The following is a 22,534-nucleotide window of genomic DNA, read 5'->3' as shown; positions in this document are numbered from 1 at the left end:
TGATTATTGTTTCTAGTGGGTTAGGCGCGCGGAAGCTTCTTGCTGTGCCCGCTCAAAAAGCTCCTGCGCGTGCGCGCGACCAGTCTCCGTATCATCCAGGCCTGCCAGCATGCGCGCCAACTCCTCCACGCGCTCGTCCTGCGAAAGCTCGGCCACACCAGAAGTGAATTTTTCCTTCGAAACATGCAGGTGTGCATCGGCATACGCTGCTACCTGCGGCAAGTGTGTTACCACGATGACTTGGTTGTGCACGGCCAAACGTGCCAGGCGGCGGCCAATTTCCACCGCCGCGCGTCCGCCCACACCGGCATCTACCTCATCGAAGACCAGGGTGGCGCCGTCCTCATCCGCTAGCACCACCTCCAAGGCCAACATGACACGGGAAAGTTCGCCGCCTGAAGCTGCAGACGCGATCGGCTTTCCGTTCAGCTGCAGCTCGGCCGCGTCCGCGCCAGTTTTAGAATATTTCGCCTGCGTCAGCTCAACCGTCAACGTTGAATTCGGCATGGCTAGGCCGTGCAGCTCTTGCGTGACCTGCTCCCCCAAAGCCTTCGCCGCTTGCCGACGCCCCTTTGTCAGCTCCCCAGCCCGCTCAACCATCACCGATTCAGCGTCCTTGACCTGCTTTTTCAATTCCTCTAGGGCTTCAGTTGAGGTATCCATGGATTCGAGCTTTGCCGCAGCTTCATCCCGCCAAGCTATAACTCCGTCAATATCCCCGGCATATTTGCGGGTCAGTGTACGAAGCTCCTGCTGGCGCTGCAAGGACTTTTCTAAAAGCTGCGGATCCGCCGGCAACCCAGCCAGATACCCTCCCAGCTCGCCGGAAATATCGCCCAGTTGTGAAGAAATCTCACTGAGCCGTTCGCCCAAGGCGGCCAATTCCTTGTCGGTAGTCCCCGCCAATGCCGAAACCGCCCGGCCCAGCAACGCCGAGGCAGCCTCTTCCAGTTCCTCGGTGCCGTCGATGGAAGCCAGTGCAACTTCCGCGGATTCGCGAAGACCGTCGACGTCTTGCAGCTTGCGAACCAGCTGCACCAGCTCCTCATCCTCACCCGGCTCCGGCGCAACGCCGTCGATCTCATCCACCGCGAACTGCAGGCGATCAACCTCTTGCGCGAGTTCGCGGCGCTGCTCTGTACGCCGCTTATAGTCCTTTGCCAAACGGCGCCATTCTTTAAAAGCCTCGGTATAGCGACGGCGTACCTCGGCCAACGTAGGATCCGCACGGTCTACTGCACCCAATTGTTCCTCGGGAGCAAGCAAACGCAGCTGATCATTTTGCCCATGGACCGTAATAAGTTCGCGGGCAAATTCGCCTAAGGTTGCCGCAGGCACCGCCCGACCACCCAAATAGGCCCTCGATCTACCTGCAGCAGAAACCGTCCGGGAGACGATGTATTCTCCATTTTCATCGGGCTCCCCACCTACTGATTCGACCAACTCGCGGATAGAATCTTTCCCCGAGGAAAAATGCCCCTCTACTGCCGCTTTCTTCGCCCCATCCCGCACCCGGGAGGCATCCGCGCGTCCACCTGCTAAAAGCCGCAATCCAGTAACCACCATGGTCTTGCCCGCACCAGTTTCACCAGTAAGCACGGTTAGACCAGTAGAGAGCTCCGCGGAGCTCTGGCTAATAACGCCCAGGTCATTAATGGAAATATCGACGAGCACTACTTCTCCTTCGGCCCGCGCCACCCTTCTACGGGCAGGCGCAGCTTCGAGACTAAACGGTCAGTAAAAGGTTGGTCATCCAAGCGTACCCATCGCACCGGACGCGCGCCTCGCACTACCTCCACGCGAGCTCCTGGAGGCATGGCGAGCTCACGGAAACCATCCAAAATCACGGTCGCCGGAGTTGTACGCATGGTTGATTCAACGGCTACTAAAGAATTGGGCGAGACGACTAGGGGCTTAGTAAACAAAGCGTGCGCATTATTCGGTACTACCAAAATCGCGTCGAGCGAGGGCCACAGCACCGGCCCGCCAGCCGAAAACGCATAGGCGGTCGACCCAGTAGGCGTGGAGATGAGCACCCCATCACAACCGAAGGAAGACACCGGCCTGCGGTCAACTTCCAAAATTGCGTCCAATACTCCAGAGCGATTTTGGTTTTCTACCGAAGCCTCATTCAGAGCCCAGCTGCGATTGAGAAGGGTTCCTTCCTCGTCAAAGATAGTGACATCGATGGTGAGTCGATCCTCAATGCGGTACCTTTTGTCTATGACCCGCACTAAGGCCTGATCTAGGGATTCGACTTCCCACTCAGCCAGAAATCCCACATGCCCGAGGTTGATTCCTAGCACCGGAATATCCACAGAACGTGCCATATCCGCTGCACGGAGGAAGGTTCCGTCTCCACCGAGTACCAGGACTAATTCGCACCCCGAAGCCGCGTCTTCGGTGTGGGGGACGTGCTTTAGCCCAGGCAAGACCTTCTCGTCCGCGCACACTCGAACAGTAATCCCGGCATCTTGTAGCAGCTCCGCTGCTCGCGACGTTGCCTGCAGGTTCTGCTCGCGGTTGGCATGAGGCACCAACAGGATCTCACGGGTCATTGCGGGCCTTCCTCGACTGCACGGTCAATCATTTCTTCTACTCTAGCCAGATCCGTGGGCGCGCCGTCCTTTTTCAGCCACAGGAAATACTCCACGTTGCCACTTGGCCCAGGCAGCGGGGACGCTACAGCACCGTGCATGCTCAACCCGAGCGACAGGGCAAACTGAGCGACCTCCTTGGTTACTTCCTTGCGCAATTCCGGTGATCGAACGACACCACCGCTGCCAAGGCGGTCCTTGCCCACCTCGAACTGCGGCTTCACCATGGGCAATAACCAGGCACCATCCTTTAGGCATTCCACAATGGCTGGCAATACGAGCCGGAGGGAGATAAAGGACAGATCTCCAACCATGCCGTCACAAGGGCCGTCGGTAAGCTCGAGCGTCAGATTCCGGATATTGGTACGGTCGAGAACTTTTACTCGATCGTCGTTTTGGAGGCGCCAGAGCAGCTGTCCGTAGCCGACATCCACAGAAAGAACTTCCTGCGCGCCGTATTCTAAGCACACATCAGTAAAGCCACCGGTAGACGCGCCGGCATCAAGAATGCGACCATTCATATCGACGTCAAACGCCGCTAAGGCTCCCAAAAGCTTGTGCGCACCGCGGGAGGCCCACTTATCTTCCTCGGACTCCTCCACCTTGATGGAGACCTCTGGTTCTACTATCGACGCCGGCTTTTGTGCCTTGAAACCACCGACCGTGACACGGCCGGACTTGATCATTTCCCGGGCCTGCTCACGAGAGCGCGCAATCTTCCGGCGCACCAGCTCCGCGTCTAACCTACGACGTTGTGGGGGCATTAATTCTCCTGCAAAGCATCGCGCAACACATTGTGGGCGCGGTCCAGCTGTTCCGCCTCAGCGGCCAAATCCGCTGCGTTTTCTCCTAAAATCTTTGCTACGTCAGCATCGATCTCCGCCGGCTCCTTCACGGCGCGAAAATCATGCGGCTTTACCGCCATTGCGCAACAACCTTTTCCGCGCGCTCGCTTCGCGGTTGAATATAGCGCGGAGGAGACGGCATGGCCCACGCCACCTCCAACACAGTTCTTAATGCCTGCACTGACGTGGACTTCTCGTCGCCGCCTTCCAGCAGAAGATCATGTCCATCACACCGAGCAGTAAATCCACCCTGTGCTCCAGGTCGGGCAACAGAGACCGGCAAAGCCAGTTCATGCATACCTGCACCAATAAAGTTGGGGCGTGCCTCCACAGGTGCCTCAATAAGTTCTAGTTCCCCAGAAACACCGGTAAGCACATGGAAGGTATTCATGGCAGCGGAATTACCACCGGCGATATCGGTATCCAAACGGTCGCCTACAGCAAGCGGTTTTTTCGCACCAATTTGCTTCGCCGCAAAAGTAAACATGGCTGGCGAGGGCTTTCCTGCAGACACCGGCTCTACCCCGGTGGCGGACTGGATGGCGGCCACGAGGGAACCATTGCCCACGGCAAATCCCCTCTCGATAGGCAGAGAAGTATCTAGGTTCGATGCGAAAAACTTCGCTCCCTGGCGGATGGCCAGAGCCCCTTCAGTCAATTGCTCCCAGCCAACAGAACGGTCAAAACCCTGCACAACAGCGGCAGGCTTGTCATCAGCGCTGGAGACCACCTCAAAGCCCATCTCGCGGGCCAAATCACGGAAGGAATCAGCACCAATAATGAGGAGTTTCGAGGCGGCTGGCACCTCATCCGCCACTAATTGAAGGACTGCTTGGGCAGAGGTAACAATCTGCTGCGTGGTCGCCTCGAGCCCGATGTCTGCCAGCATCTTCGACACGGCTTCTGGGCTGCGTGAAGCATTGTTGGTCACGTACACCGCCGGCACACCACAGGTATTGATGACGTCCACCACGTTAGAAAGTGGGCGGCCGCCTTCCCACACGGTGCCATCTAGATCGAGCAGAAGAGCATCGTGTTTGCTTAGAACCGTCACTACTTACACTCCTCTAAGCGCTCCGCTGCATCGGTCCAGTCGCCCTCATCAATCGACACTGCGTGTTCAAACCAATCCTTGGCCTCGTCTTTCCGGCCAGCTTCCAGCAGTGCGTTGGCGTAGGCATATGCTAGGCGGCATGCGCTTATCCCGCGTGCATCTCGATCAGGATGAGCGCGCTGGATAGTTACAACGGCTGACTCGGCTTGGCCCATATCTAGACGGGCTCCGGCTAAAACAATCGCTAGCTCGGTTTTAGATTCCTCATCGAGCTCAGCCGCGTCATCCGCGCGTCCAAGCTCGAGCGCTTTTTCTGGGCGTCCCAAGCCGCGCTCACAGTCAGCCATTACGGCCAGCAGCCCAGGCCCGCCGGAAATACGCCGGGAAGCACGCAATTCAGCCAGCGCTTCCTTCCACTCGCCAGCACGATATGCGGCAATACCATTGACCTCTCGGGCGATAGCCACGCGGCCGGCACGGTCCTTAGCAGCACGTGCGTGGCGCAAGGCAAGCTTGGGATCGTCTTCCATCCAGGTCGCAGCCATGATCATATGCTTGGCGACGGCCTCGGAGTTCTCCTTCGAGAGCGATTTTAGGTCCTGCAAAACCAAGGGATCCAAATCGTTAACATCCACCTCGGCCGGGATGTCTGGGTCACTCATGCGACGATTGATGCGTTCCTCACGGTAACCGGAGCGCTGCGGCGAAAAAGACTTCTTTTTCCGGGAATCGCCCTTGAAATCACGGCTCTTGTTATTGCGTGGTTTGCGGTCACGTCCAGCTCGCCCGTTGTGGTTGCGCTCCGACATTAAGCCCTACCCTTTCTTGGTTGGAACTAGCACAGAAATACCGGCCCTATTCTACAACCCCAAGCGAAAAAGCCGGAATTTAGATCCTCTTGCGCTGCCGCAGCGTGAGCCATACAGCGCTAGGCCAAACGCTCGCCCAGACCGGTTCAATGAGACGGCGCTCGATCCTACTGAACGCAAATAAATTGCCAGGACCACCCACAGTGGAAAGCCACTCCGCCCCGCAACGCTCCACAACTCTTCACCGCCGACCGGCCGCGCAGTTGTACGAGCGTGCAAACGGACACTAGGAGGCTTAATCGCTCATTGCGTTACTGAACGCTCCGCGGACGCCCTAGTGCCGTACTCTTGGCTTTGCAGATGAGGCCTTCCACCGGCCGGGAGGGCTGGTAAAACGCAAGGAAGAGGGCGGTGGTATACCGTCCTCTTCTTTGTTGTATTTTGTTGTGTTTTTGTTGTTTGGTGTCGGCGGTGACTTACTCTCCCACAACCTCCCGGTTGCAGTACCATCAGCGTGTGCAGGCTTAGCTTCCGGGTTCGGAATGGGACCGGGCGTTTCCCTGCAGCTATTGACCACCGACAAACCTTCAGAACATCTACCCTCTTCATGGGTGTCTGGGTGTTGTGTCAGATACTGCATAGTGGACGCGGTCACGACAGTGACAAATTTGTTGTTTCTTGTTTTTGTTGTTTTGCCAGCACACATAGTGTGTGTTGGTGTTTGTTGTGGTCAATTAGTACCAGTAGCCTTCACACCTTACAGTGCGTCCAGGTCTGGCCTATCTACCCTATCGTCTTTAGGGGACCTTAACGAAACCTCATCTTAAAACAGGCTTCCCGCTTAGATGCTTTCAGCGGTTATCCCTTCCGTACGTAGCCAACCAGCGATACCCCTGGCGGGATAACTGGCACACTAGAGGTACGTCCGTCCCGGTCCTCTCGTACTAGGGACAGCTTTCTTCAAGTTTCAACGCGCGCGGCGGATAGAGACCGAACTGTCTCACGACGTTCTGAACCCAGCTCGCGTGCCGCTTTAATGGGCGAACAGCCCAACCCTTGGGACCTACTCCAGCCCCAGGATGCGACGAGCCGACATCGAGGTGCCAAACCATCCCGTCGATATGGACTCTTGGGGAAGATCAGCCTGTTATCCCCGGGGTACCTTTTATCCGTTGAGCGACACCACATCCACAAGTAGGTGCCGGATCACTAGTCCCGACTTTCGTCCCTGCTCGACATGTCTGTCTCACAGTCAAGCTCCCTTGTGCACTTACACTCACCACCTGATTGCCAACCAGGCTGAGGGAACCTTTGGGCGCCTCCGTTACATTTTGGGAGGCAACCGCCCCAGTTAAACTACCCACCAGGCACTGTCCCCAACCCAGATCATGGGCCAAGGTTAGATGCTCAATCCGATCAGAGTGGTATTTCAACAACGACTCCACCACCACTAGCGTGATAGCTTCCAAGTCTCCCACCTATCCTACACAAACCGAACCAAACACCAATACCAAGCTATAGTGAAGGTCCCGGGGTCTTTTCGTCCTGCCGCGCGTAACGAGCATCTTTACTCGTAGTGCAATTTCACCGGGCCTGTGGTTGAGACAGCAGAGAAGTCGTTACGCCATTCGTGCAGGTCGGAACTTACCCGACAAGGAATTTCGCTACCTTAGGATGGTTATAGTTACCACCGCCGTTTACTGGGGCTTAAATTCTCAGCTTCGCCAACAACGTTGACTAACCGGTCCTCTTAACCTTCCAGCACCGGGCAGGCGTCAGTCCATATACATCAACTTAACGTCTTCGCATGGACCTGTGTTTTTGATAAACAGTCGCTTCCCTCTATTCTCTGCGACCCCACAACGCTTAACACCGCAAGGATGCTCACATCGTAGGGCCCCCCTTCTCCCGAAGTTACGGGGGCATTTTGCCGAATTCCTTAACCACAGTTCACCCGAACGCCTTAGTATTTTCAACCTGACCACCTGTGTCGGTTTAGGGTACGGGCCATACACACACATCGCTAGAGGCTTTTCTCGACAGTACAGGATCACCACCATCAACCCCAATGGGTCTACGCATCACGCCTCAACCAAAATGTGCGGCGGATTTACCTACCACACGGTCTGCACGCTTACACCACCAATCCAATAAGTGGCGTGGCTACCTCACTGCGTCACCCCATCACTTGAACCACACATCAGGCCCCACGACATCAACACCACCAGACTTCAAAGAAGACCAGCAATGCATCCGCGGTGGTTAGTATCAGTGCTTTATCATGGGCGCGCATGTACGGGTACCAGAATATCAACTGGTTATCCATCGACTACGCCTGTCGGCCTCGCCTTAGGTCCCGACTCACCCTGGGAAGACGAACTTGACCCAGGAACCCTTAGTCATCCGGCGGATAGGATTCTCACCTATCAATTCGTTACTCATGCCTGCATTCTCACTCGCACACAGTCCACGCCTCCTTACGGTAACGCTTCAACCCATGCACGACGCTCCCCTACCCAACAAAAAATTGTTGCCGCGGCTTCGGCGGTGTACTTGAGCCCCACTACATTGTCGGCGCAGAACCACTCGACCAGTGAGCTATTACGCACTCTTTCAAGGATGGCTGCTTCTAAGCCAACCTCCTGGCTGTCTTCGCGATCCCACATCCTTTTCCACTTAGTACACCCTTAGGGGCCTTAACCGGCGATCTGGGCTGTTTCCCTCTCGACTATGAAGCTTATCCCCCACAGTCTCACTGCCGTACAACACAATTAGTGGCATTCGGAGTTTGGCTGACATTGCTAAGATTGTAGTCCCGCTCAACCAACCAGTCGCTCTACCTCCACCAAGCTATAATACGACGCTGCACCTAAATGCATTTCGGGGAGAACCAGCTATCACGGAGTTTGATTGGCCTTTCACCCCTACCCACAGCTCATCCCCGCAGTTTTCAACCTACGTGGGTTCGCGCCTCCACAACCTCTTACAGCTGCTTCACACTGGCCATGGGTAGATCACCCCGCTTCGGGTCCAGGACATGCCACTTGACACCCCATTAGGATTCGGTTTCCCTACGGCTACCCCACACGGGTTAACCTCGCGACATGCCGCTGACTCGCAGGCTCATTCTTCAAAAGGCACGCCATCACACACACACGGTGCTCTGACGGATTGTAAGCACATGGTTTCAGGAACTATTTCACTCCCCTCCCGGGGTACTTTTCACCATTCCCTCACGGTACTCATACACTATCGGTCACACTGAGTATTTAGGCTTACCGGGTGGTCCCGGCAGATTCACAGCAGATTCCACGAGCCCGCTGCTACTCGGGCAACCCAACAACCCACACATCATCATCTTCAGCTACAGGACTCTCACCTACTCCGGCAGGCCATTCCAAACCACTTCACCTAACAACAATGCGAGGGCGCGGCAATGGTAGTCACCGCACATCAGGGCCCACAACACCGCACACACAACCCCTACCAGGTATCACATGCACACGGTTTAGCCTCATCCACGTTCGTTCGCCACTACTAGCAGAATCATTATTATTTTCTTCTCCTACGGGTACTGAGATGTTTCACTTCCCCGCGTAAACCCCCACAACAGCTATGAATTCACTGAAGGGTAACCCCACATAACCAGGGCCAGGTTTCCCCATTCGGACATCCTCGGATCAACGCTTAATTGACAACTCCCCGAGGCTTAACGCAGCCTTTCACGTCCTTCATCGGCTCAGCATGCCAAGGCATCCACCATGCGCCCTTAATAACGAACACACAAACCACCACACACAAAAAGCGCGGGCGGCCACACAAGTGAACTTGACAAAATAAACACAAAAAAGAAATCACACAAACACACACAACACACCACACAAAAGCGCAGCCTGCCATACGTGTTTAATGCTCGCGTCCACTATACAGTTCTCACACAACACCCCAACCACAAACCAGCACACACACTGTGTCCACCAGTCATATGGTCAGGCACCACAAAAAGGGGATAATGCCCCAGACACCCAACAATGCACCAACATACAAACAAATACTTTTTTCAAACTGTGCACGACACTGTGTGTCACAAAGCGCCATTCAAACACTCGGTCTTTGTCTTAAAGGTGTATCTTCCACCCGGAAATTTTCAAACAAACAACGTTGGCAGCATGACACTCGCACACTCAACCAACACCCACCACAAAGTGGCAGGACAAGGCACAACTGTGCCCAAATAATAAAGCTCCTTAGAAAGGAGGTGATCCACCCGCACCTTCCGGTACGGGTACCTTGTTACGACTTCGTCCCAATCGCCGATCCCACCTTCGACGGCTCCCTAACAAGTTTGGGCCACCGGCTTCGGGTGTTACCAACTTTCATGACGTGACGGGCGGTGTGTACAAGGCCCGGGAACGTATTCACCGCAGCGTTGCTGATCTGCGATTACTAGCGACTCCGACTTCATGGGGTCGAGTTGCAGACCCCAATCCGAACTAAGGCCGGCTTTCAGCGATTCGCTCCACCTCACAGTGTCGCTGCGCGTTGTACCGACCATTGTAGCATGTGTGAAGCCCTGGACATAAGGGGCATGATGATTTGACGTCATCCCCACCTTCCTCCGAGTTGACCCCGGCAGTCTCTCATGAGTCCCCAACCAAATGCTGGCAACATAAGACAAGGGTTGCGCTCGTTGCGGGACTTAACCCAACATCTCACGACACGAGCTGACGACAACCATGCACCACCTGTACACCAGCCACAAAGGGAAAGACTATCTCTAGCCCGATCCGGTGTATGTCAAGCCCAGGTAAGGTTCTTCGCGTTGCATCGAATTAATCCACATGCTCCGCCGCTTGTGCGGGCCCCCGTCAATTCCTTTGAGTTTTAGCCTTGCGGCCGTACTCCCCAGGCGGGGCGCTTAATGCGTTAGCTACGGCACGAAAGTCGTGAAAAGACCCTCACACCTAGCGCCCACCGTTTACGGCATGGACTACCAGGGTATCTAATCCTGTTCGCTACCCATGCTTTCGCTCCTCAGCGTCAGTAACTGCCCAGTAACCTGCCTTCGCCATCGGTGTTCCTCCTGATATCTGCGCATTTCACCGCTACACCAGGAATTCCAGTTACCCCTACAGTACTCAAGTTATGCCCGTATCGCCTGCACGCCCGGAGTTAAGCCCCGGAATTTCACAGACGACGCGACAAACCACCTACGAGCCCTTTACGCCCAGTAATTCCGGACAACGCTCGCACCCTACGTATTACCGCGGCTGCTGGCACGTAGTTAGCCGGTGCTTCTTATCTAGGTACCGTCACAAAAGCTTCGTCCCTAGCGAAAGGAGTTTACAACCCGAAGGCCGTCATCCCCCACGCGGCGTCGCTGCATCAGGCTTGCGCCCATTGTGCAATATTCCCCACTGCTGCCTCCCGTAGGAGTCTGGGCCGTATCTCAGTCCCAATGTGGCCGTCCACCCTCTCAGGCCGGCTACCCGTCGCCGCCTTGGTAGGCCATTACCCCACCAACAAGCTGATAGGCCGCGAGCTCATCCTACACCGAAAAAACTTTCCAACCATCACACTAAAAATGGCTCCTATCCGGTATTAGACCCAGTTTCCCAGGCTTATCCCGAAGTGCAGGGCAGATCACCCACGTGTTACTCACCCGTTCGCCACTCGAGTACCCTGCAAGCAGGGCCTTTCCGTTCGACTTGCATGTGTTAAGCACGCCGCCAGCGTTCGTCCTGAGCCAGGATCAAACTCTCCACAAAAAATTTCAGAACAAATCCGAAACAGGCCGTGAAAAGCCCGAAACCCAACAAAAGAACAAACCACCACAAACCACACAAAATGCAGCTCATGCTGGCGTCCAAAAAATTACTACAAAGAAAAAATAAACAGTCCCCTCAACCCGACGGGGTCAAAAAGAGGAAACCAAAAAAGGTAAACACAATCACATGCCAACCAATCCATCTCAATGCAGCCGAAACACCAAACAGCATTCAAAAAGGTACGTGTTCCACATACCCAACCGGCACACACCAACCAACAAACCACTAAGCCTGCTGGCAGACAAACCAATCAACACACAACCATGCACACAAAAAATAGAAAGTACATTGGCACACTATTGAGTTCTCAAACATCACCACCAACCAACAAAAAATTAACTTCCCGTTAACCTCTCATCGGCAGCCCGTACAAACTTACTCAACTCAAAGAACAAAATCAAATCATCAAACAAAGTCCGCACAAAATGTCACCATCAAGTAACCTCCCGGCTACCTCTCAGCGACTTCGATAAAGCTACACCCCACACCTAGAAACACACAAATCCCCTGGTAAATGGCCAATAACCGTTACCAAGGGATCATGTAGCTACCTTATTGACACGAAGCGTGACGGCATTAGGAAGGATTCACAACCCGTGCCCCAGCGAAGCGCTTCTTGCCCTTGCGCAATACCAGCCACGAGCCATGCAGGAGGTCTTGGGAAGACGGAGACCATTCGATGTCCTCGATGCGCTGGTTATTCACGTATGCACCGCCTTCACCCACAGTGCGGCGCGCGGCACCCTTCGATTTCTCCAATCCCGCACCTACCAATAGATCCAGGATCGTGGCATCCGAGCTGACTTCCGCTACCTCGGTCTCCTGCAATGCAGAAGACAGGGTGGCCTCGTCCAAATCCTGCAACTCCGCCTTACCGAACAAAGCTTGAGAGGCCAGCTCCACTGCTTCGGTGGCTTGTGCGCCGTGGACCAGTGTGGTCATTTCTCGCGCCAACACTCGCTGCGCCTCACGCTTGTAGGGTTCCTCCTCTACCTTGCGCTCCAGATCCGCGATCTCCTCCTGAGTCAAGAATGTAAACCAACGCAGGTAATCGATAACCACCGCGTCTCCAGCATTAATAAAGTACTGGTACCAGGAGTATGGGCTGGTCAGCTGCGGATCCAACCATAGCTTGCCGCCGCCGGTGGATTTGCCGAACTTATTACCCTCGGCGTCCGTCACCAGCGGTACCGTCAGGCCGTGGACTTTCGCACCATTCACGCGCCGGTTCAGATCCACACCGGAAACGATGTTGCCCCACTGGTCGCCACCGCCAATCTGCAGGACACAGTCGTACTCATTGTGCAGGTGCACAAAGTCGTTAGCCTGCAGCAGCATGTAGGAAAACTCGGTGTAGGAAATGCCATCGGACTCCAAGCGGCGCTTAACCGTATCGCGGTCCAGCATGGTATTCAGCGAGAAATTCTTACCGATATCGCGCAGGTACTCGATGACGTTGATCTGGCTAATCCAGTCCGCGTTGTTCACCATCACCGCTGGGCTTGAAACGTCACTCTCATCGGTGAAGTCCACGAAAGATTCAAGTTGTGTCTTGATCATCTGCATATTCTCTGCGATCTGCTCTTCCGTGAGCATAGAACGCTCCCCAACATCACGTGGGTCACCAATCATTCCCGTCGCACCGCCGGCCAGCGCGATTGGACGGTGGCCGAATTGCTGAAAGCGTTTCAGCATAATCAGTGGTACTAGGTGCCCAGCGTGCAGCGAGCTTCCCGTCGGATCGAAACCGCAGTACAAGCTGATCGGGTTCTCTGTGGCCTCTTTCAAAGCCTCCAAATCCGTGGACTGGTTAATGAGCCCGCGCCATTCCAGTTCGTCAACAATGTTCGTGTTGTTAGTCATACGTAGGTGCTCCCCTGTTCCCTAATTATCTAAGTGTCTGCTTTTCCAGAGCGTGTGGCTTTAGTTACTTGGACCCAATGGGCCAGTCCTTAGCCTCGTCCACCAGCAGGACCGGAATGCCGTCCTGCACCGGATAGGCCTTGTTCAGCCTAGGGTTAACCAAATAGTCGCCGTGATCCTCCAGCGGTTGCTTGTCGATCGGGCACGCGAGGATCTCTAGGAGCTTCTGATCAATCATGCTGTTAAGTCTAACCCGTGCCCCAGCCATCCCACCGAGTGACTCTCTGTAGTTGTTTACCGCTTTTCTACTTTGCTCATTGAGGCTGTCCAATCAACCGTCCGCCCTAGGACTTAACACGCGGGTGCTGTGCGTTACAGTAGGAAGTGCAACCGAACACGGGCGCTCGAGGTATCGAGCTGAGATCGCGCTGTAATCCCCGCGCGAGTACCGCTAGAACCTGCCTGGTTAGAACCAGCGAAGGAAGAATGAGGAGAGACTTTTATGACGGATCCGTCTACACAGCACACCCGCACTACCATCCCGAATGACGACTATGGTGCGGAAATCCACCCGAAGCACAGCTTCGCCCCCATCGAAAAGCAGGTGGAATCCTTCGGCAAGACCTTCACCCTACAGGTGCCGGAAACCGAAGTTCAGCTGGACGATTCCCCAACGGGCCCGAATCCACCGCAGAAGCTCTACCGCACTCGCGGCCCCTGGGCCGAACCGACCGAGGGCCTGGAGGCTTTGCGCAGTGAGTGGATCGAAGCCCGCGGTGATGTAGAAGCCTACGAGGGCAGGCGCCGCAACCTGTTGGATGACGGTAACCGCGCCCTCAAACGTGGCGAGGCCAGTGACGAATGGAAAGGCGCTAGCCGCCAGACGCTGCGGGCCAAGGAGGGCAAGCGCGTAACCCAGATGCACTACGCCCGCCAGGGTATTATCACCCCGGAGATGGAATACGTCGCACTGCGCGAACACTGCGACGTAGAAAAGGTGCGCGAGCAGGTTGCCTCCGGCAAGGCGATCATCCCGAACAACATCAACCACCCGGAATCTGAGCCGATGATCATCGGCAATGCCTTCAATACGAAGATCAACGCCAATATCGGTAACTCCGCGGTGAGCTCGTCCATCCGCGAAGAGGTAGACAAGCTGCGCTGGGCCACCCGCTGGGGTGCAGACACCGTAATGGACCTATCCACCGGTAACGACATTCACACCACTCGCGAGTGGATCATGCGCAACTCCCCGGTACCGATCGGTACCGTGCCGATTTACCAGGCACTCGAGAAAGTCGACGGCGTGGCCGAGGACCTGACCTGGGAAATCTTCCGCGATACCGTGATCGAACAATGCGAACAAGGTGTGGACTACATGACGATCCACGCCGGCGTACGCCTGCCCTTCGTGCCGCTGACCACCAAGCGCGTAACCGGCATCGTTTCCCGCGGCGGTTCCATCATGGCCGGCTGGTGCTTGGCTCATCACAAGGAGTCCTTCCTGTACGAGAACTTCGACGAGCTGTGCGAGATCTTCGCCAAGTACGACGTTGCGTTCTCTCTGGGCGACGGCCTGCGCCCAGGCTCCATCGCCGATGCCAACGACGCAGCCCAGTTCGCTGAGCTGAAGACCATCGGCGAGCTAACCCACCGCGCCTGGGAGTACGACGTTCAGGTCATGGTCGAAGGCCCAGGCCACGTGCCGCTTAACATGGTGCAGGTTAACAATGAAAAAGAGCAGGAATGGTGCGGCGGCGCACCGTTTTATACCCTGGGGCCGCTGGTCACCGATATTGCGCCTGGCTACGACCACATTACCTCCGCCATCGGTGCGGCCAATATCGCCATGGGAGGTACCGCAATGCTGTGCTACGTCACCCCGAAGGAGCACCTTGGCCTGCCGAACAAGGACGACGTGAAGACCGGTGTAATTACCTACAAGGTCTCCGCCCACGCCGCCGACGTCGCCAAGGGCCACCCTGGCGCCCACGAGTGGGACGATGCAATGAGCAAGGCGCGCTTCGAGTTCCGCTGGCACGATCAATTTGCCCTGTCCCTAGACCCGGATACTGCCCAGTCCTACCACGACGAAACTCTGCCCGCGGAGCCGGCAAAGACCGCTCACTTCTGCTCGATGTGTGGACCTAAGTTCTGCTCCATGCGGATCAGCCAGGACATCCGCGACGCATTCGGTGACAAGATCGATGAGGCTCTGGCCACCGACCAGAAGCAAACGCTAGTCAAGGACCTCGGCTTGCCAGGCTTCGGGCGCCAGAGTGTAGACGGAGAACGCGTCACTAATACCGAAGGCGAAGAAGAAATGGCCGAGGAGTTCCGCCGTGCGGGATCCAAGCTGTATCTAGACCGCAATGAGGCCAAGGAAGTGGCCGAGGATCTGGAGAAGGAAGCAGCGATCCCCAGTGAGCGCTAAGCCTCGCCCTGCTGCGCAGGGTAGCCACCTGGATCTGCGGTGCTACCACGTTACGGGAGCACCGCAGGAAAAGGTCGTCCAGGTTGCCGCGGCAGCGGCCGCCGGTGGTGCGGGCGTGATTCAAGTGCGCAGCAAGCCCATCAGCGTGCGCGATCTGACCGCCCTAGCTATCGACGTTGCCGCGGCAGTCGAGGAAGCCAATCCGGCAACGAAGGTGCTTATCGATGACCGAGTGGATGTAGCGGCCGCCCTAATGGATGATCACCACATCCACGGCGTACACATCGGCCAAGACGACTTGAACCCGCACCTGGCGCGGCAGATTCTTGGCGAGGATGCGATCATCGGGCTGACCACCGGAACCCTAGAGCTAGTGCAGGACGCTAACGAGTACGCAGATGTGATCGACTACATCGGTGCCGGTCCGTTCCGCCCCACCCCGACGAAAATCTCCGGCCGCACTCCGCTGGGGTTGGAAGGCTATCCCCCACTCGTGGCGGCCTCGGCCGTTCCGGTCGTGGCAATCGGTGATGTACAGGCCACCGATGCCGCAGCACTGGCCCAAACCGGTGTGTCTGGTGTGGCGATTGTGCGCGCCTTCATGGACTCCGATGATCCGACTACCTTGGCGACCACGGTTGTGCAAGCTTTCGATCGGGTGAACGGTAATGCAGCAATCGGTTCACATGAATAACACTGTTCTCAGCCCGGGCAACCACCCCGATAGTCAGAAGCTACGCGCGGAGCACGCCATCATTGGCGCGGGAATCATCGGGCTGGCCACGGCATTCGAATTGGTGGAAGCGGGCGTATCCCCACAAGAAATTGTCGTGGTCGATCCCCAGCCCATTAGCGGTGCCACGTTCGTGGCCGGTGGCATGCTGGCGCCGGTTGCGGAGGTGCAATACCGGCAAGAGCCGCTGTACCCGCTGATGGTGGCTTCGGGCGAGATGTTCCCCCACCTGCTGGCCAGGTTGGGTAAGAAAACTACCGCACCGACCGGGCACCGCAGTGAATCCACCCTGGTGGTGGGTGCCGACCGCGCCGATGGCGTCCATATCCGCGAGTTGCTGGCGCTGCAGCAAAGACACGGTATGGATGCCCAGGCGCTGACACTACGGCAAGCCCGAAGGCTAGAGCAGGGGCTAAGCCCCCAGTTGGCGGCGGCAGTGGAAATCCCGGGCGACCATCAGATCAACCCGCGCATGTTCAGCGCGTGCCTGTTGGACTACCTGCAGCAAGCCGGAGTTCGCTTCGTGGCGACGGCCGCAACGCGCATCAACGGGCACGATGTACAGCTCACCGATGGCCGAGTGGCCACCGGCGACACGGTCTATCTCTGCAACGGGCTAGGTGCCAAAGACGTAGACGGCTGGTTCGAGGGTGTCAATCCCCTAGCGCTACGGCCGGTGTACGGTGACATGCTGCGGCTGCGGGTCCCAGACGCGCTGGTGCACACCAGTGGCGAACCGCTTACCCGAGTGGTGCGCGCATTCGTGGAGGACCGGCCGGTTTATGTCATCCCCCGTACCGATGGCACCATAGCCGTCGGTGCAACCAGCCGCGAAGACAACCGCAAAGGTCCTTCTGTAGACGGTGTGCACACGCTTCTTCGAGACGCCATCCGCGTGGTTCCTGGGCTAGAGGATTGCGAGTTCATCGAAGCCATCGTCGGCGCCCGGCCCGGCACACCAGATGATCTGCCCTACCTTGGCAAGGTGCGCGACGGGCTGGTGATCTCCACCGGCTACTTCCGCCACGGAATCCTGTTGTCCGCCTTTGGGGCTAAGTTAGGTGCCCAGTTAGGGTTGGGCACCTACCCCGCCAACGGGTTGGAGATAGACATCTCTGCCTGCGATCCACTACGCCACGCCCGATACAGCCCACCCCGATAGCCACAAAAGAAAGGAATAAGCACCATGGAATACACGCTTAATGGAAAGCGCCGCAGCAGCGAGGGGCATATCACCGTGGCTGCCGTCGTAAAAGCAGAGACCGGCGATGCCTCGCCGAAAGGCGTCGCCGTGGCCGTCAATGGCGACGTGATTCCGGCCAGCGACTGGTCTTATAAAGTTACCGACGGCGATGAAATGGATATCCTGATCGCCGTGCAGGGCGGTTAGGGCTTTACTCATGCTTTCTATCGCAGATAAACAATTCGATTCGCACCTAGTGATGGGAACCGGCGGGGCAAGTAGCCAGGCTATGTTGGAACAATCCTTAGTTGCCAGCGGTACACAGCTGACCACCGTTGCCATGCGTAGGCACAGTGCCACGAGCGCTAGCACCGGTGGGGAATCCATCTTCGAGCTCTTGCAGCGATTGGGCATTGACGTGCTGCCCAACACTGCTGGGTGCCGCACCGCTCGGGACGCAGTAACAACCGCCAAGCTAGCCCGCGAGGCGCTGGGCACCAATTGGGTGAAGGTGGAAGTTATCGCGGATGACCATACGCTTCTGCCCGACGTGGTAGAGCTCGTGGATGCCTGCGAGATGCTGGTTGCTGAAGGATTTGTGGTGCTGGCATATACCAGCGACGATCCGATCGTCGCCAAGCGTCTAGAAGACGTGGGCGTGGAAGCGGTGATGCCTTTAGGCTCGCCCATCGGCACGGGCCTAGGCATCCTGAACCCGCACAACATCGAGCTGATCTGTTCGCGCACCCATGTTCCCGTGCTGCTGGATGCCGGTGTGGGCACGGCCTCCGATGCTGCACTGGCCATGGAGCTGGGCTGCGATGGCGTGCTTTTAGCGAGTGCTATTAACCGCTGCCAGGACCCCATGGCGATGGCCACTGCAATGAAATACGCCGTGGAAGGTGGCCGGTTGGCCCGGCAAGCTGGCCGCATTCCGAAACGGCAGCACGCCGTGGCCTCGTCATCATTCGAGGGGTTGGCTAGCTGGGAAGACAAAGTCCTGTAATGAGCCCACTGCCCCGCGAAGAGTTGTACAGAGTAGCCCGCCAAACCCTATTGCCTGGCTTCGGCATCCCCCAGCAAGAGGCGCTGCACGGCACCCACGTGTTCGTCATCGGCGCTGGCGGATTGGGCTGCCCCCTGATGCAGCAGCTAGCTGCCGCCGGTGTTGGCGAAATCTCTGTGATCGATGACGACACGGTGGATCTCACTAACATCCACCGCCAGATCCTGTTCGGCACCCACGATGTGGGAAGGCCCAAGGTGGACGTCGCCGCCGAAAAGCTCCGGCAGCTGCAAACCGGCATCGTAGTACATGCGATTCGCGACCGTTTTACCGTCGACAATGCCGTGGGCTACCTTCGTGGGGTGGACATCCTAGTGGATGGTTCTGACACGTTTGCCACCAAGTTCCTAGCAGCGGATGCTGCGGAGATCACAGGCACCCCGCTGGTGTGGGGCTCGGTGCTTCGCTACCGGGGCGACTGCGCAGTGTGGTGGTCTGGGCCCGGCGCCGAGTCCGGCGTGGGAATGCGCGACCTCTATCCCCTGCAACCCGACCCAGATTCCGTGCCGGATTGCGCCACCGCCGGTGTGCTGGGCGTAACCACCAGCGTGGTCGCGGGCTTGATGTCCACCGAGCTAATCCAGTTCGCAACCGGCATGAACCACGACCGGGTGGGCTTGTTGAGCATCTACGATGCCCTGACCGCCTCCATCACTCACTTCCGCGTGCCCCACGACCCGGCACGCGAGCTAACCACACAGCTGCAGCAAGACTACGGTAGCGCAGCTTGTGCCGTACCGGATGCCGATGCTGCCGCTGCCACTGCCCCCGAGATGTTCGAAGATCTGCGCGACGGTGCCGCGGCCATCGACGTGCGCGAGGCCGGGGAGGCTGCCATAGATGATTTCTTTTTTGCTGCCGGCACAGAGCATTACCATTTACCAACCTCCGTGTGGCAGGACGATCCAGAGGTGGCGCGCTGCCTGCTCGATTCCCTGCAGGCCGAAGGGCAGCGCAAAGCGTGGGTATACTGTGCTTCCGGCAAGCGATCGGCCAACTTCATCTCGACCTTCGCCGCGGATGCAAAACAGCGTGGTATTAATATGCTAAACGTCGCAGGCGGCATAACAAGCCAGCCCGCAGCGTTCCACGGAATACCTAAGCACTAGCTAGTCAATGATGTCGATGACAAGGTGATTCGGGTTTTCCGGTAGGTCCACCTTGAACTTCGCGTTGGATTCATAAAAAGGTGCTGGGGAGTCACCTGCTTAGCACAGAGTATCCAGACTTTACATAGAATCCAGATTCATGAGGGCCATTTCATCGCGTGGCCTACCAGAATTACTGGAACGTCATCTTCAATGGGATAGGCAATGCTAGGAACGCTCATTGACAAGGACTTGCTTATCTTCCGGATATATCAACAGGCCCTTGTCCTGCGGACGGACAAGTACCTCGAGCAACATTGGGTCAAGACTCTTACATCTAATCCCAGCGGGTAGAGGGAGAAGTAAAATCCCTCTACCCCACCTTTGCTTTAAAGCAAGGACGGAACGTTAGCAACCAAGGAGAACAGATCCTTAGGATCGTCCGGGTTGGCAATGATGTCGATCTCAGACTCCAAGTCGGTTCCCTTGACGGAATCACGCAGGTAACGCAGCGCGGAGAAGTCGTTGATTGCGAATCCGACATCATCGAAGAGGGTGATCTGCTCATCGTCATCGCGGCCGGTGGCCTGGCCGGTGAGCACCTGGTAGAACTCGACAACCGGGAAGTCTTCGGGCTTCTGCTGAATTTCGCCCTCGATGCGAGTCTGCTCCGGGAACTCCACGAAGACCTTGGACTTGTCCAGAATGGAGCTTTCCAGCTCGGTCTTACCTGGGCAGTCACCGCCAACAGCGTTGAGGTGGACACCTGGGGCGACGTGGCGCTCGGCCAGAATCTGGTTTTGTGCCTTGTCTGCAGTGCAGGTGGTAATAATGTCTGCGCCAAGAACTGCCTCGTCGACGCTAGAGCAGGCAGTGATATTAAAGCCCAGTGGCTCCAGATTGCGCTTGAACTTCTCTACCGCCTCAGGGTCAATGTCATAAATAGTGATGTCCTCGATGCCCATCACGCCACGGAAGCCCAAGGCCTGGAATTCAGACTGGGATCCGGCACCGACCATGGCCATGCGCTTGGAGTCCTTGCGTGCTAGGTGCTTTGCCACCATGGCGGAGGTTGCGGCAGTACGCAGTGCGGTAAGCAGCGTCATCTCGGCTTCGAAGGTGGGGTAGCCATTGTCGACGTCGGCAAGCACGCCAAAGGCGGTAACGGTCTGGAAACCACGGGCCGGATTGGACGGGTGGCCGTTGACGTACTTGAAGGAGTACTCCTTACCGTTAGAGGTCGGCATGAGCTCGATGACACCGAATGGGGTGTGGGAGGCAACGCGCGGAATCTTGTCAAAGCGCTCCCACTCGCGGTAGTCAGCCTCGAGGTAGTCCACCATTCCGGTAATGATGTTTTCAACGCCCTCGCGCTGAATCCAGCGCGCCATATTTTCTACGTCTACGAACTTAACTGCGTGGTTCATAAAAGTTCCTTTCTATTTCTTTGGGTGAAGGTCTGTTTGCGGTGCGGCCGGGAAGCTGGAGGTTGGCAGATGCTTGGCCTTCCTCTCTTCCGCGATTGTACGAATACGGTCGCGCCATGCGTACCACATTGCCATAAAGATCGGAACGAGGAGCAGGGTCGATGCAAGTGCAAAAGTGCCGATTGGATAATCAAAGGCCATCAAGATAATGACTAGGCCAATGAAGATGAGCACTGCCCAGTCTCCGCCTTCGCCAAACGGCGAGCGGTATCCCGGTCGGGTATAGCTTCCGCTCTTGGCTAGGCGCACAAACTTGAGGTGCGAGAGCGCAACTGCCGCCCAGGACGCCAATGTACCCAAGGCTGCCAGGTTGAGCACGATTTCAAACGCCATCTCCGGCACCACATAGTTGAGGAAGACGCCTACCAAGCCCACCATGGCCGCCATGACGATGCCGCCGTAGGGAACACCAGACTTGGACATGCGAGCGCCAAACTTCGGGCCGGAGCCGGAGGTGGACATGTTGTACATAATGCGGCCGGTGGAATACAGGCCAGCGTTGAGCGAGGAAATCGCAGCGGTGATAACGACAAGCTGGAAAATCGGAGCCGCCGCGCCAACGCCCAGGGACTCAAAGAAGGTCACGAACGGCGAAACATCTGCGACATAGTTAGTGTATGGCAACACCAAGGTCAGCAATAGCACGGAGCCGAAGTAGAAAATCAAGATGCGGAGCAGCACATTGTTGACTGCGCGCGGGATATGCTTTTCTACATTTTTAGTCTCACCGGAGGTGGTTCCAACAAGCTCGATGCCGGCGTAGGCAAAGACGACACCTTGGACAACGATGACGGCAGGCATGAGGCCATTGGGCAGCCAGCCACCGTTATCAGAAATGAGGCTAAAGCCGGTGGGATCGCCGCTCGGGTGGCCAAGAATAAGGACACCGATGGCCACCAACATGAAGATGATCAACGCGACAATTTTGATGAGGGAGAACCAGTACTCCAGCTCGCCGAAGATCTTCACCGAGAGCATGTTGAATACAAGGATGCCGCAGATAACAACGAGGGCCAGTGCCCACTGCGGAACGGCGTCGAGCCACGACGTGTACTGGCTAAACCACTTGATGTAGATAGCTACGGCTGTGCCGTCCGCCACCAAGGTCATCGCCCAGTTTCCCCAGTACAACCAGCCTGTGACAAAAGCGGTCTTCTCACCGTAGAACTCACGGGCATAGGAGACGAAGGAACCGGAGCTGGGGCGATAGACAATGAGCTCGCCAAGAGAACGCAGGATGATATAGCCAAAGAAGCCACAAATAAGGTACAGCACCGCTAGGAACGGTCCGGCGTCTTGCAAGCGGCTACCGGTACCCAAAAGAAGACCGGTACCAATGGCAGAACCGATGGCGATCATCTGGAGCTGGCGATTGCCCATCCCCTTTTGCAGGCCGTGGTCTTCCGAAGCGTAGACCGCCTTCTCGTTCTCGTGCGGCCCCGCTGTGGGCGGCGGCGAATTTACTGTCATGGGAGAGATCGTCCTTTCATTGACAGGAATGCGTCTGTTAGGTCACATTCTCTGCAAGGATAGTACCGCACCATACT

The 22,534-nt window shown here is 56.7% G+C and carries 16 protein-coding genes, 3 rRNA genes and 1 pseudogene; 6 read left to right on the top strand and 14 right to left on the bottom strand.

Annotation, left to right across the window (positions count from 1 at the left end):
• Positions 1 to 12: 12 nt before the first annotated feature.
• The 11 genes from recN to ACP8J1_RS05625 form a co-directional block, all read right to left on the bottom strand.
• Complete coding sequence (recN, locus tag ACP8J1_RS05675; RefSeq protein WP_023021613.1) at positions 13 to 1,674, bottom strand: DNA repair protein RecN; 1,662 nt, start codon at positions 1,672 to 1,674, stop codon at positions 13 to 15.
• The gene (locus ACP8J1_RS05670; RefSeq protein WP_023021614.1) at positions 1,674 to 2,558 is read right to left on the bottom strand and encodes an NAD kinase; all 885 of its coding nucleotides are present in this window, start codon (positions 2,556 to 2,558) and stop codon (positions 1,674 to 1,676) included. The genes recN and ACP8J1_RS05670 overlap by 1 nt, the downstream gene beginning before the upstream one ends.
• On the bottom strand, positions 2,555 to 3,361 hold the full coding sequence (locus tag ACP8J1_RS05665) for a TlyA family RNA methyltransferase (protein WP_023021615.1): 807 nt from the start codon (positions 3,359 to 3,361) through the stop codon (positions 2,555 to 2,557). The genes ACP8J1_RS05670 and ACP8J1_RS05665 overlap by 4 nt, the downstream gene beginning before the upstream one ends.
• Positions 3,361 to 3,522: a hypothetical protein gene (locus tag ACP8J1_RS05660; protein ID WP_023021616.1), complete on the bottom strand. Its 162-nt coding sequence runs from the start codon at positions 3,520 to 3,522 to the stop codon at positions 3,361 to 3,363. Before ACP8J1_RS05660 ends, ACP8J1_RS05665 begins: the two co-directional genes overlap by 1 nt.
• On the bottom strand, positions 3,513 to 4,496 hold the full coding sequence (locus tag ACP8J1_RS05655) for an HAD-IIA family hydrolase (RefSeq protein WP_023021617.1): 984 nt from the start codon (positions 4,494 to 4,496) through the stop codon (positions 3,513 to 3,515). The genes ACP8J1_RS05660 and ACP8J1_RS05655 overlap by 10 nt, the downstream gene beginning before the upstream one ends.
• Positions 4,496 to 5,305, bottom strand: coding sequence for a tetratricopeptide repeat protein (locus tag ACP8J1_RS05650; protein WP_023021618.1), 810 nt, complete (start codon positions 5,303 to 5,305; stop codon positions 4,496 to 4,498). Before ACP8J1_RS05650 ends, ACP8J1_RS05655 begins: the two co-directional genes overlap by 1 nt.
• 463 nt (positions 5,306 to 5,768) lie before the next feature.
• A 5S ribosomal RNA gene (gene rrf / locus ACP8J1_RS05645) occupies positions 5,769 to 5,886 on the bottom strand.
• Between the two features lie 134 nt (positions 5,887 to 6,020).
• Positions 6,021 to 9,088, bottom strand: a 23S ribosomal RNA gene (locus ACP8J1_RS05640).
• 468 nt (positions 9,089 to 9,556) lie between these two features.
• Positions 9,557 to 11,073: ribosomal RNA gene (locus ACP8J1_RS05635) — 16S ribosomal RNA — on the bottom strand.
• Together the 16S, 23S and 5S rRNA genes form the textbook arrangement of a ribosomal RNA operon.
• 636 nt (positions 11,074 to 11,709) lie before the next feature.
• Positions 11,710 to 12,996, bottom strand: coding sequence for a tyrosine--tRNA ligase (tyrS, locus tag ACP8J1_RS05630; protein ID WP_023021619.1), 1,287 nt, complete (start codon positions 12,994 to 12,996; stop codon positions 11,710 to 11,712).
• Positions 12,997 to 13,060: 64 nt separating this feature from the next.
• Positions 13,061 to 13,234: a Trm112 family protein gene (locus ACP8J1_RS05625; RefSeq protein WP_034656461.1), complete on the bottom strand. Its 174-nt coding sequence runs from the start codon at positions 13,232 to 13,234 to the stop codon at positions 13,061 to 13,063.
• Positions 13,235 to 13,498: 264 nt separating this feature from the next.
• On the opposite strand from ACP8J1_RS05625, the gene thiC reads away from it, so the two are divergent.
• From thiC to ACP8J1_RS05595, 6 genes are read left to right on the top strand one after another with little or no spacing between them, the layout of a single operon-like run.
• A complete protein-coding gene (gene thiC / locus ACP8J1_RS05620) occupies positions 13,499 to 15,430 on the top strand; it encodes a phosphomethylpyrimidine synthase ThiC (protein WP_023021621.1) in 1,932 nt (643 codons plus the stop codon).
• 28 nt (positions 15,431 to 15,458) lie between these two features.
• Positions 15,459 to 16,124 carry a thiamine phosphate synthase gene (locus tag ACP8J1_RS05615; RefSeq protein ID WP_034656487.1) on the top strand — a complete coding sequence of 222 codons (666 nt, stop codon included), beginning with the start codon at positions 15,459 to 15,461 and terminating at the stop codon, positions 16,122 to 16,124.
• Complete coding sequence (gene thiO / locus ACP8J1_RS05610) at positions 16,117 to 17,325, top strand: glycine oxidase ThiO (protein ID WP_486697298.1); 1,209 nt, start codon at positions 16,117 to 16,119, stop codon at positions 17,323 to 17,325. Before ACP8J1_RS05615 ends, thiO begins: the two co-directional genes overlap by 8 nt.
• A gap of 24 nt (positions 17,326 to 17,349) precedes the next feature.
• A complete protein-coding gene (thiS, locus tag ACP8J1_RS05605) occupies positions 17,350 to 17,553 on the top strand; it encodes a sulfur carrier protein ThiS (RefSeq protein ID WP_023021624.1) in 204 nt (67 codons plus the stop codon).
• A gap of 10 nt (positions 17,554 to 17,563) precedes the next feature.
• Positions 17,564 to 18,352: a thiazole synthase gene (locus tag ACP8J1_RS05600; RefSeq protein ID WP_023021625.1), complete on the top strand. Its 789-nt coding sequence runs from the start codon at positions 17,564 to 17,566 to the stop codon at positions 18,350 to 18,352.
• Positions 18,352 to 19,521, top strand: a complete 1,170-nt coding sequence (locus tag ACP8J1_RS05595) for a ThiF family adenylyltransferase (protein ID WP_023021626.1) — start codon at positions 18,352 to 18,354, stop codon at positions 19,519 to 19,521. Before ACP8J1_RS05600 ends, ACP8J1_RS05595 begins: the two co-directional genes overlap by 1 nt.
• A 137-nt stretch (positions 19,522 to 19,658) precedes the next feature.
• Here ACP8J1_RS05595 and ACP8J1_RS05590 read toward each other — a convergent pair.
• From ACP8J1_RS05590 to ACP8J1_RS05580, 3 genes and pseudogenes are all read right to left on the bottom strand, one after another.
• Positions 19,659 to 19,818: pseudogene (locus tag ACP8J1_RS05590) on the bottom strand (Trm112 family protein).
• Positions 19,819 to 19,889: 71 nt separating this feature from the next.
• Positions 19,890 to 20,927 carry an ornithine cyclodeaminase gene (locus tag ACP8J1_RS05585; protein WP_005323253.1) on the bottom strand — a complete coding sequence of 346 codons (1,038 nt, stop codon included), beginning with the start codon at positions 20,925 to 20,927 and terminating at the stop codon, positions 19,890 to 19,892.
• 12 nt (positions 20,928 to 20,939) lie between these two features.
• A complete protein-coding gene (locus tag ACP8J1_RS05580; protein WP_023021628.1) occupies positions 20,940 to 22,457 on the bottom strand; it encodes an amino acid permease in 1,518 nt (505 codons plus the stop codon).
• Positions 22,458 to 22,534 lie beyond the last annotated feature (77 nt).

It is taken from the genome of Corynebacterium sp. LaCa_205 (assembly GCF_057458085.1).
This window is presented reverse-complemented; position numbering and strand designations above follow the sequence as displayed.

Excerpts from the sequence above, each read along its gene's own strand:
- ACP8J1_RS05670 (WP_023021614.1), bottom strand. The coding sequence starts at position 2,558 with ATGACCCGTGAGATCCTGTTGGTGCCTCATGCCAACCGCGAGCAGAAC.
- ACP8J1_RS05665 (WP_023021615.1), bottom strand. The coding sequence starts at position 3,361 with ATGCCCCCACAACGTCGTAGGTTAGACGCGGAGCTGGTGCGCCGGAAG.
- ACP8J1_RS05660 (WP_023021616.1), bottom strand. The coding sequence starts at position 3,522 with ATGGCGGTAAAGCCGCATGATTTTCGCGCCGTGAAGGAGCCGGCGGAG.
- ACP8J1_RS05650 (WP_023021618.1), bottom strand. The coding sequence starts at position 5,305 with ATGTCGGAGCGCAACCACAACGGGCGAGCTGGACGTGACCGCAAACCA.
- tyrS (WP_023021619.1), bottom strand. The coding sequence starts at position 12,996 with ATGACTAACAACACGAACATTGTTGACGAACTGGAATGGCGCGGGCTC.
- ACP8J1_RS05625 (WP_034656461.1), bottom strand. The coding sequence starts at position 13,234 with ATGATTGATCAGAAGCTCCTAGAGATCCTCGCGTGCCCGATCGACAAG.
- thiC (WP_023021621.1), top strand. The coding sequence starts at position 13,499 with ATGACGGATCCGTCTACACAGCACACCCGCACTACCATCCCGAATGAC.
- thiO (WP_486697298.1), top strand. The coding sequence starts at position 16,117 with ATGAATAACACTGTTCTCAGCCCGGGCAACCACCCCGATAGTCAGAAG.
- thiS (WP_023021624.1), top strand. The coding sequence starts at position 17,350 with ATGGAATACACGCTTAATGGAAAGCGCCGCAGCAGCGAGGGGCATATC.
- ACP8J1_RS05600 (WP_023021625.1), top strand. The coding sequence starts at position 17,564 with ATGCTTTCTATCGCAGATAAACAATTCGATTCGCACCTAGTGATGGGA.
- ACP8J1_RS05595 (WP_023021626.1), top strand. The coding sequence starts at position 18,352 with ATGAGCCCACTGCCCCGCGAAGAGTTGTACAGAGTAGCCCGCCAAACC.
- ACP8J1_RS05585 (WP_005323253.1), bottom strand. The coding sequence starts at position 20,927 with ATGAACCACGCAGTTAAGTTCGTAGACGTAGAAAATATGGCGCGCTGG.
- ACP8J1_RS05580 (WP_023021628.1), bottom strand. The coding sequence starts at position 22,457 with ATGACAGTAAATTCGCCGCCGCCCACAGCGGGGCCGCACGAGAACGAG.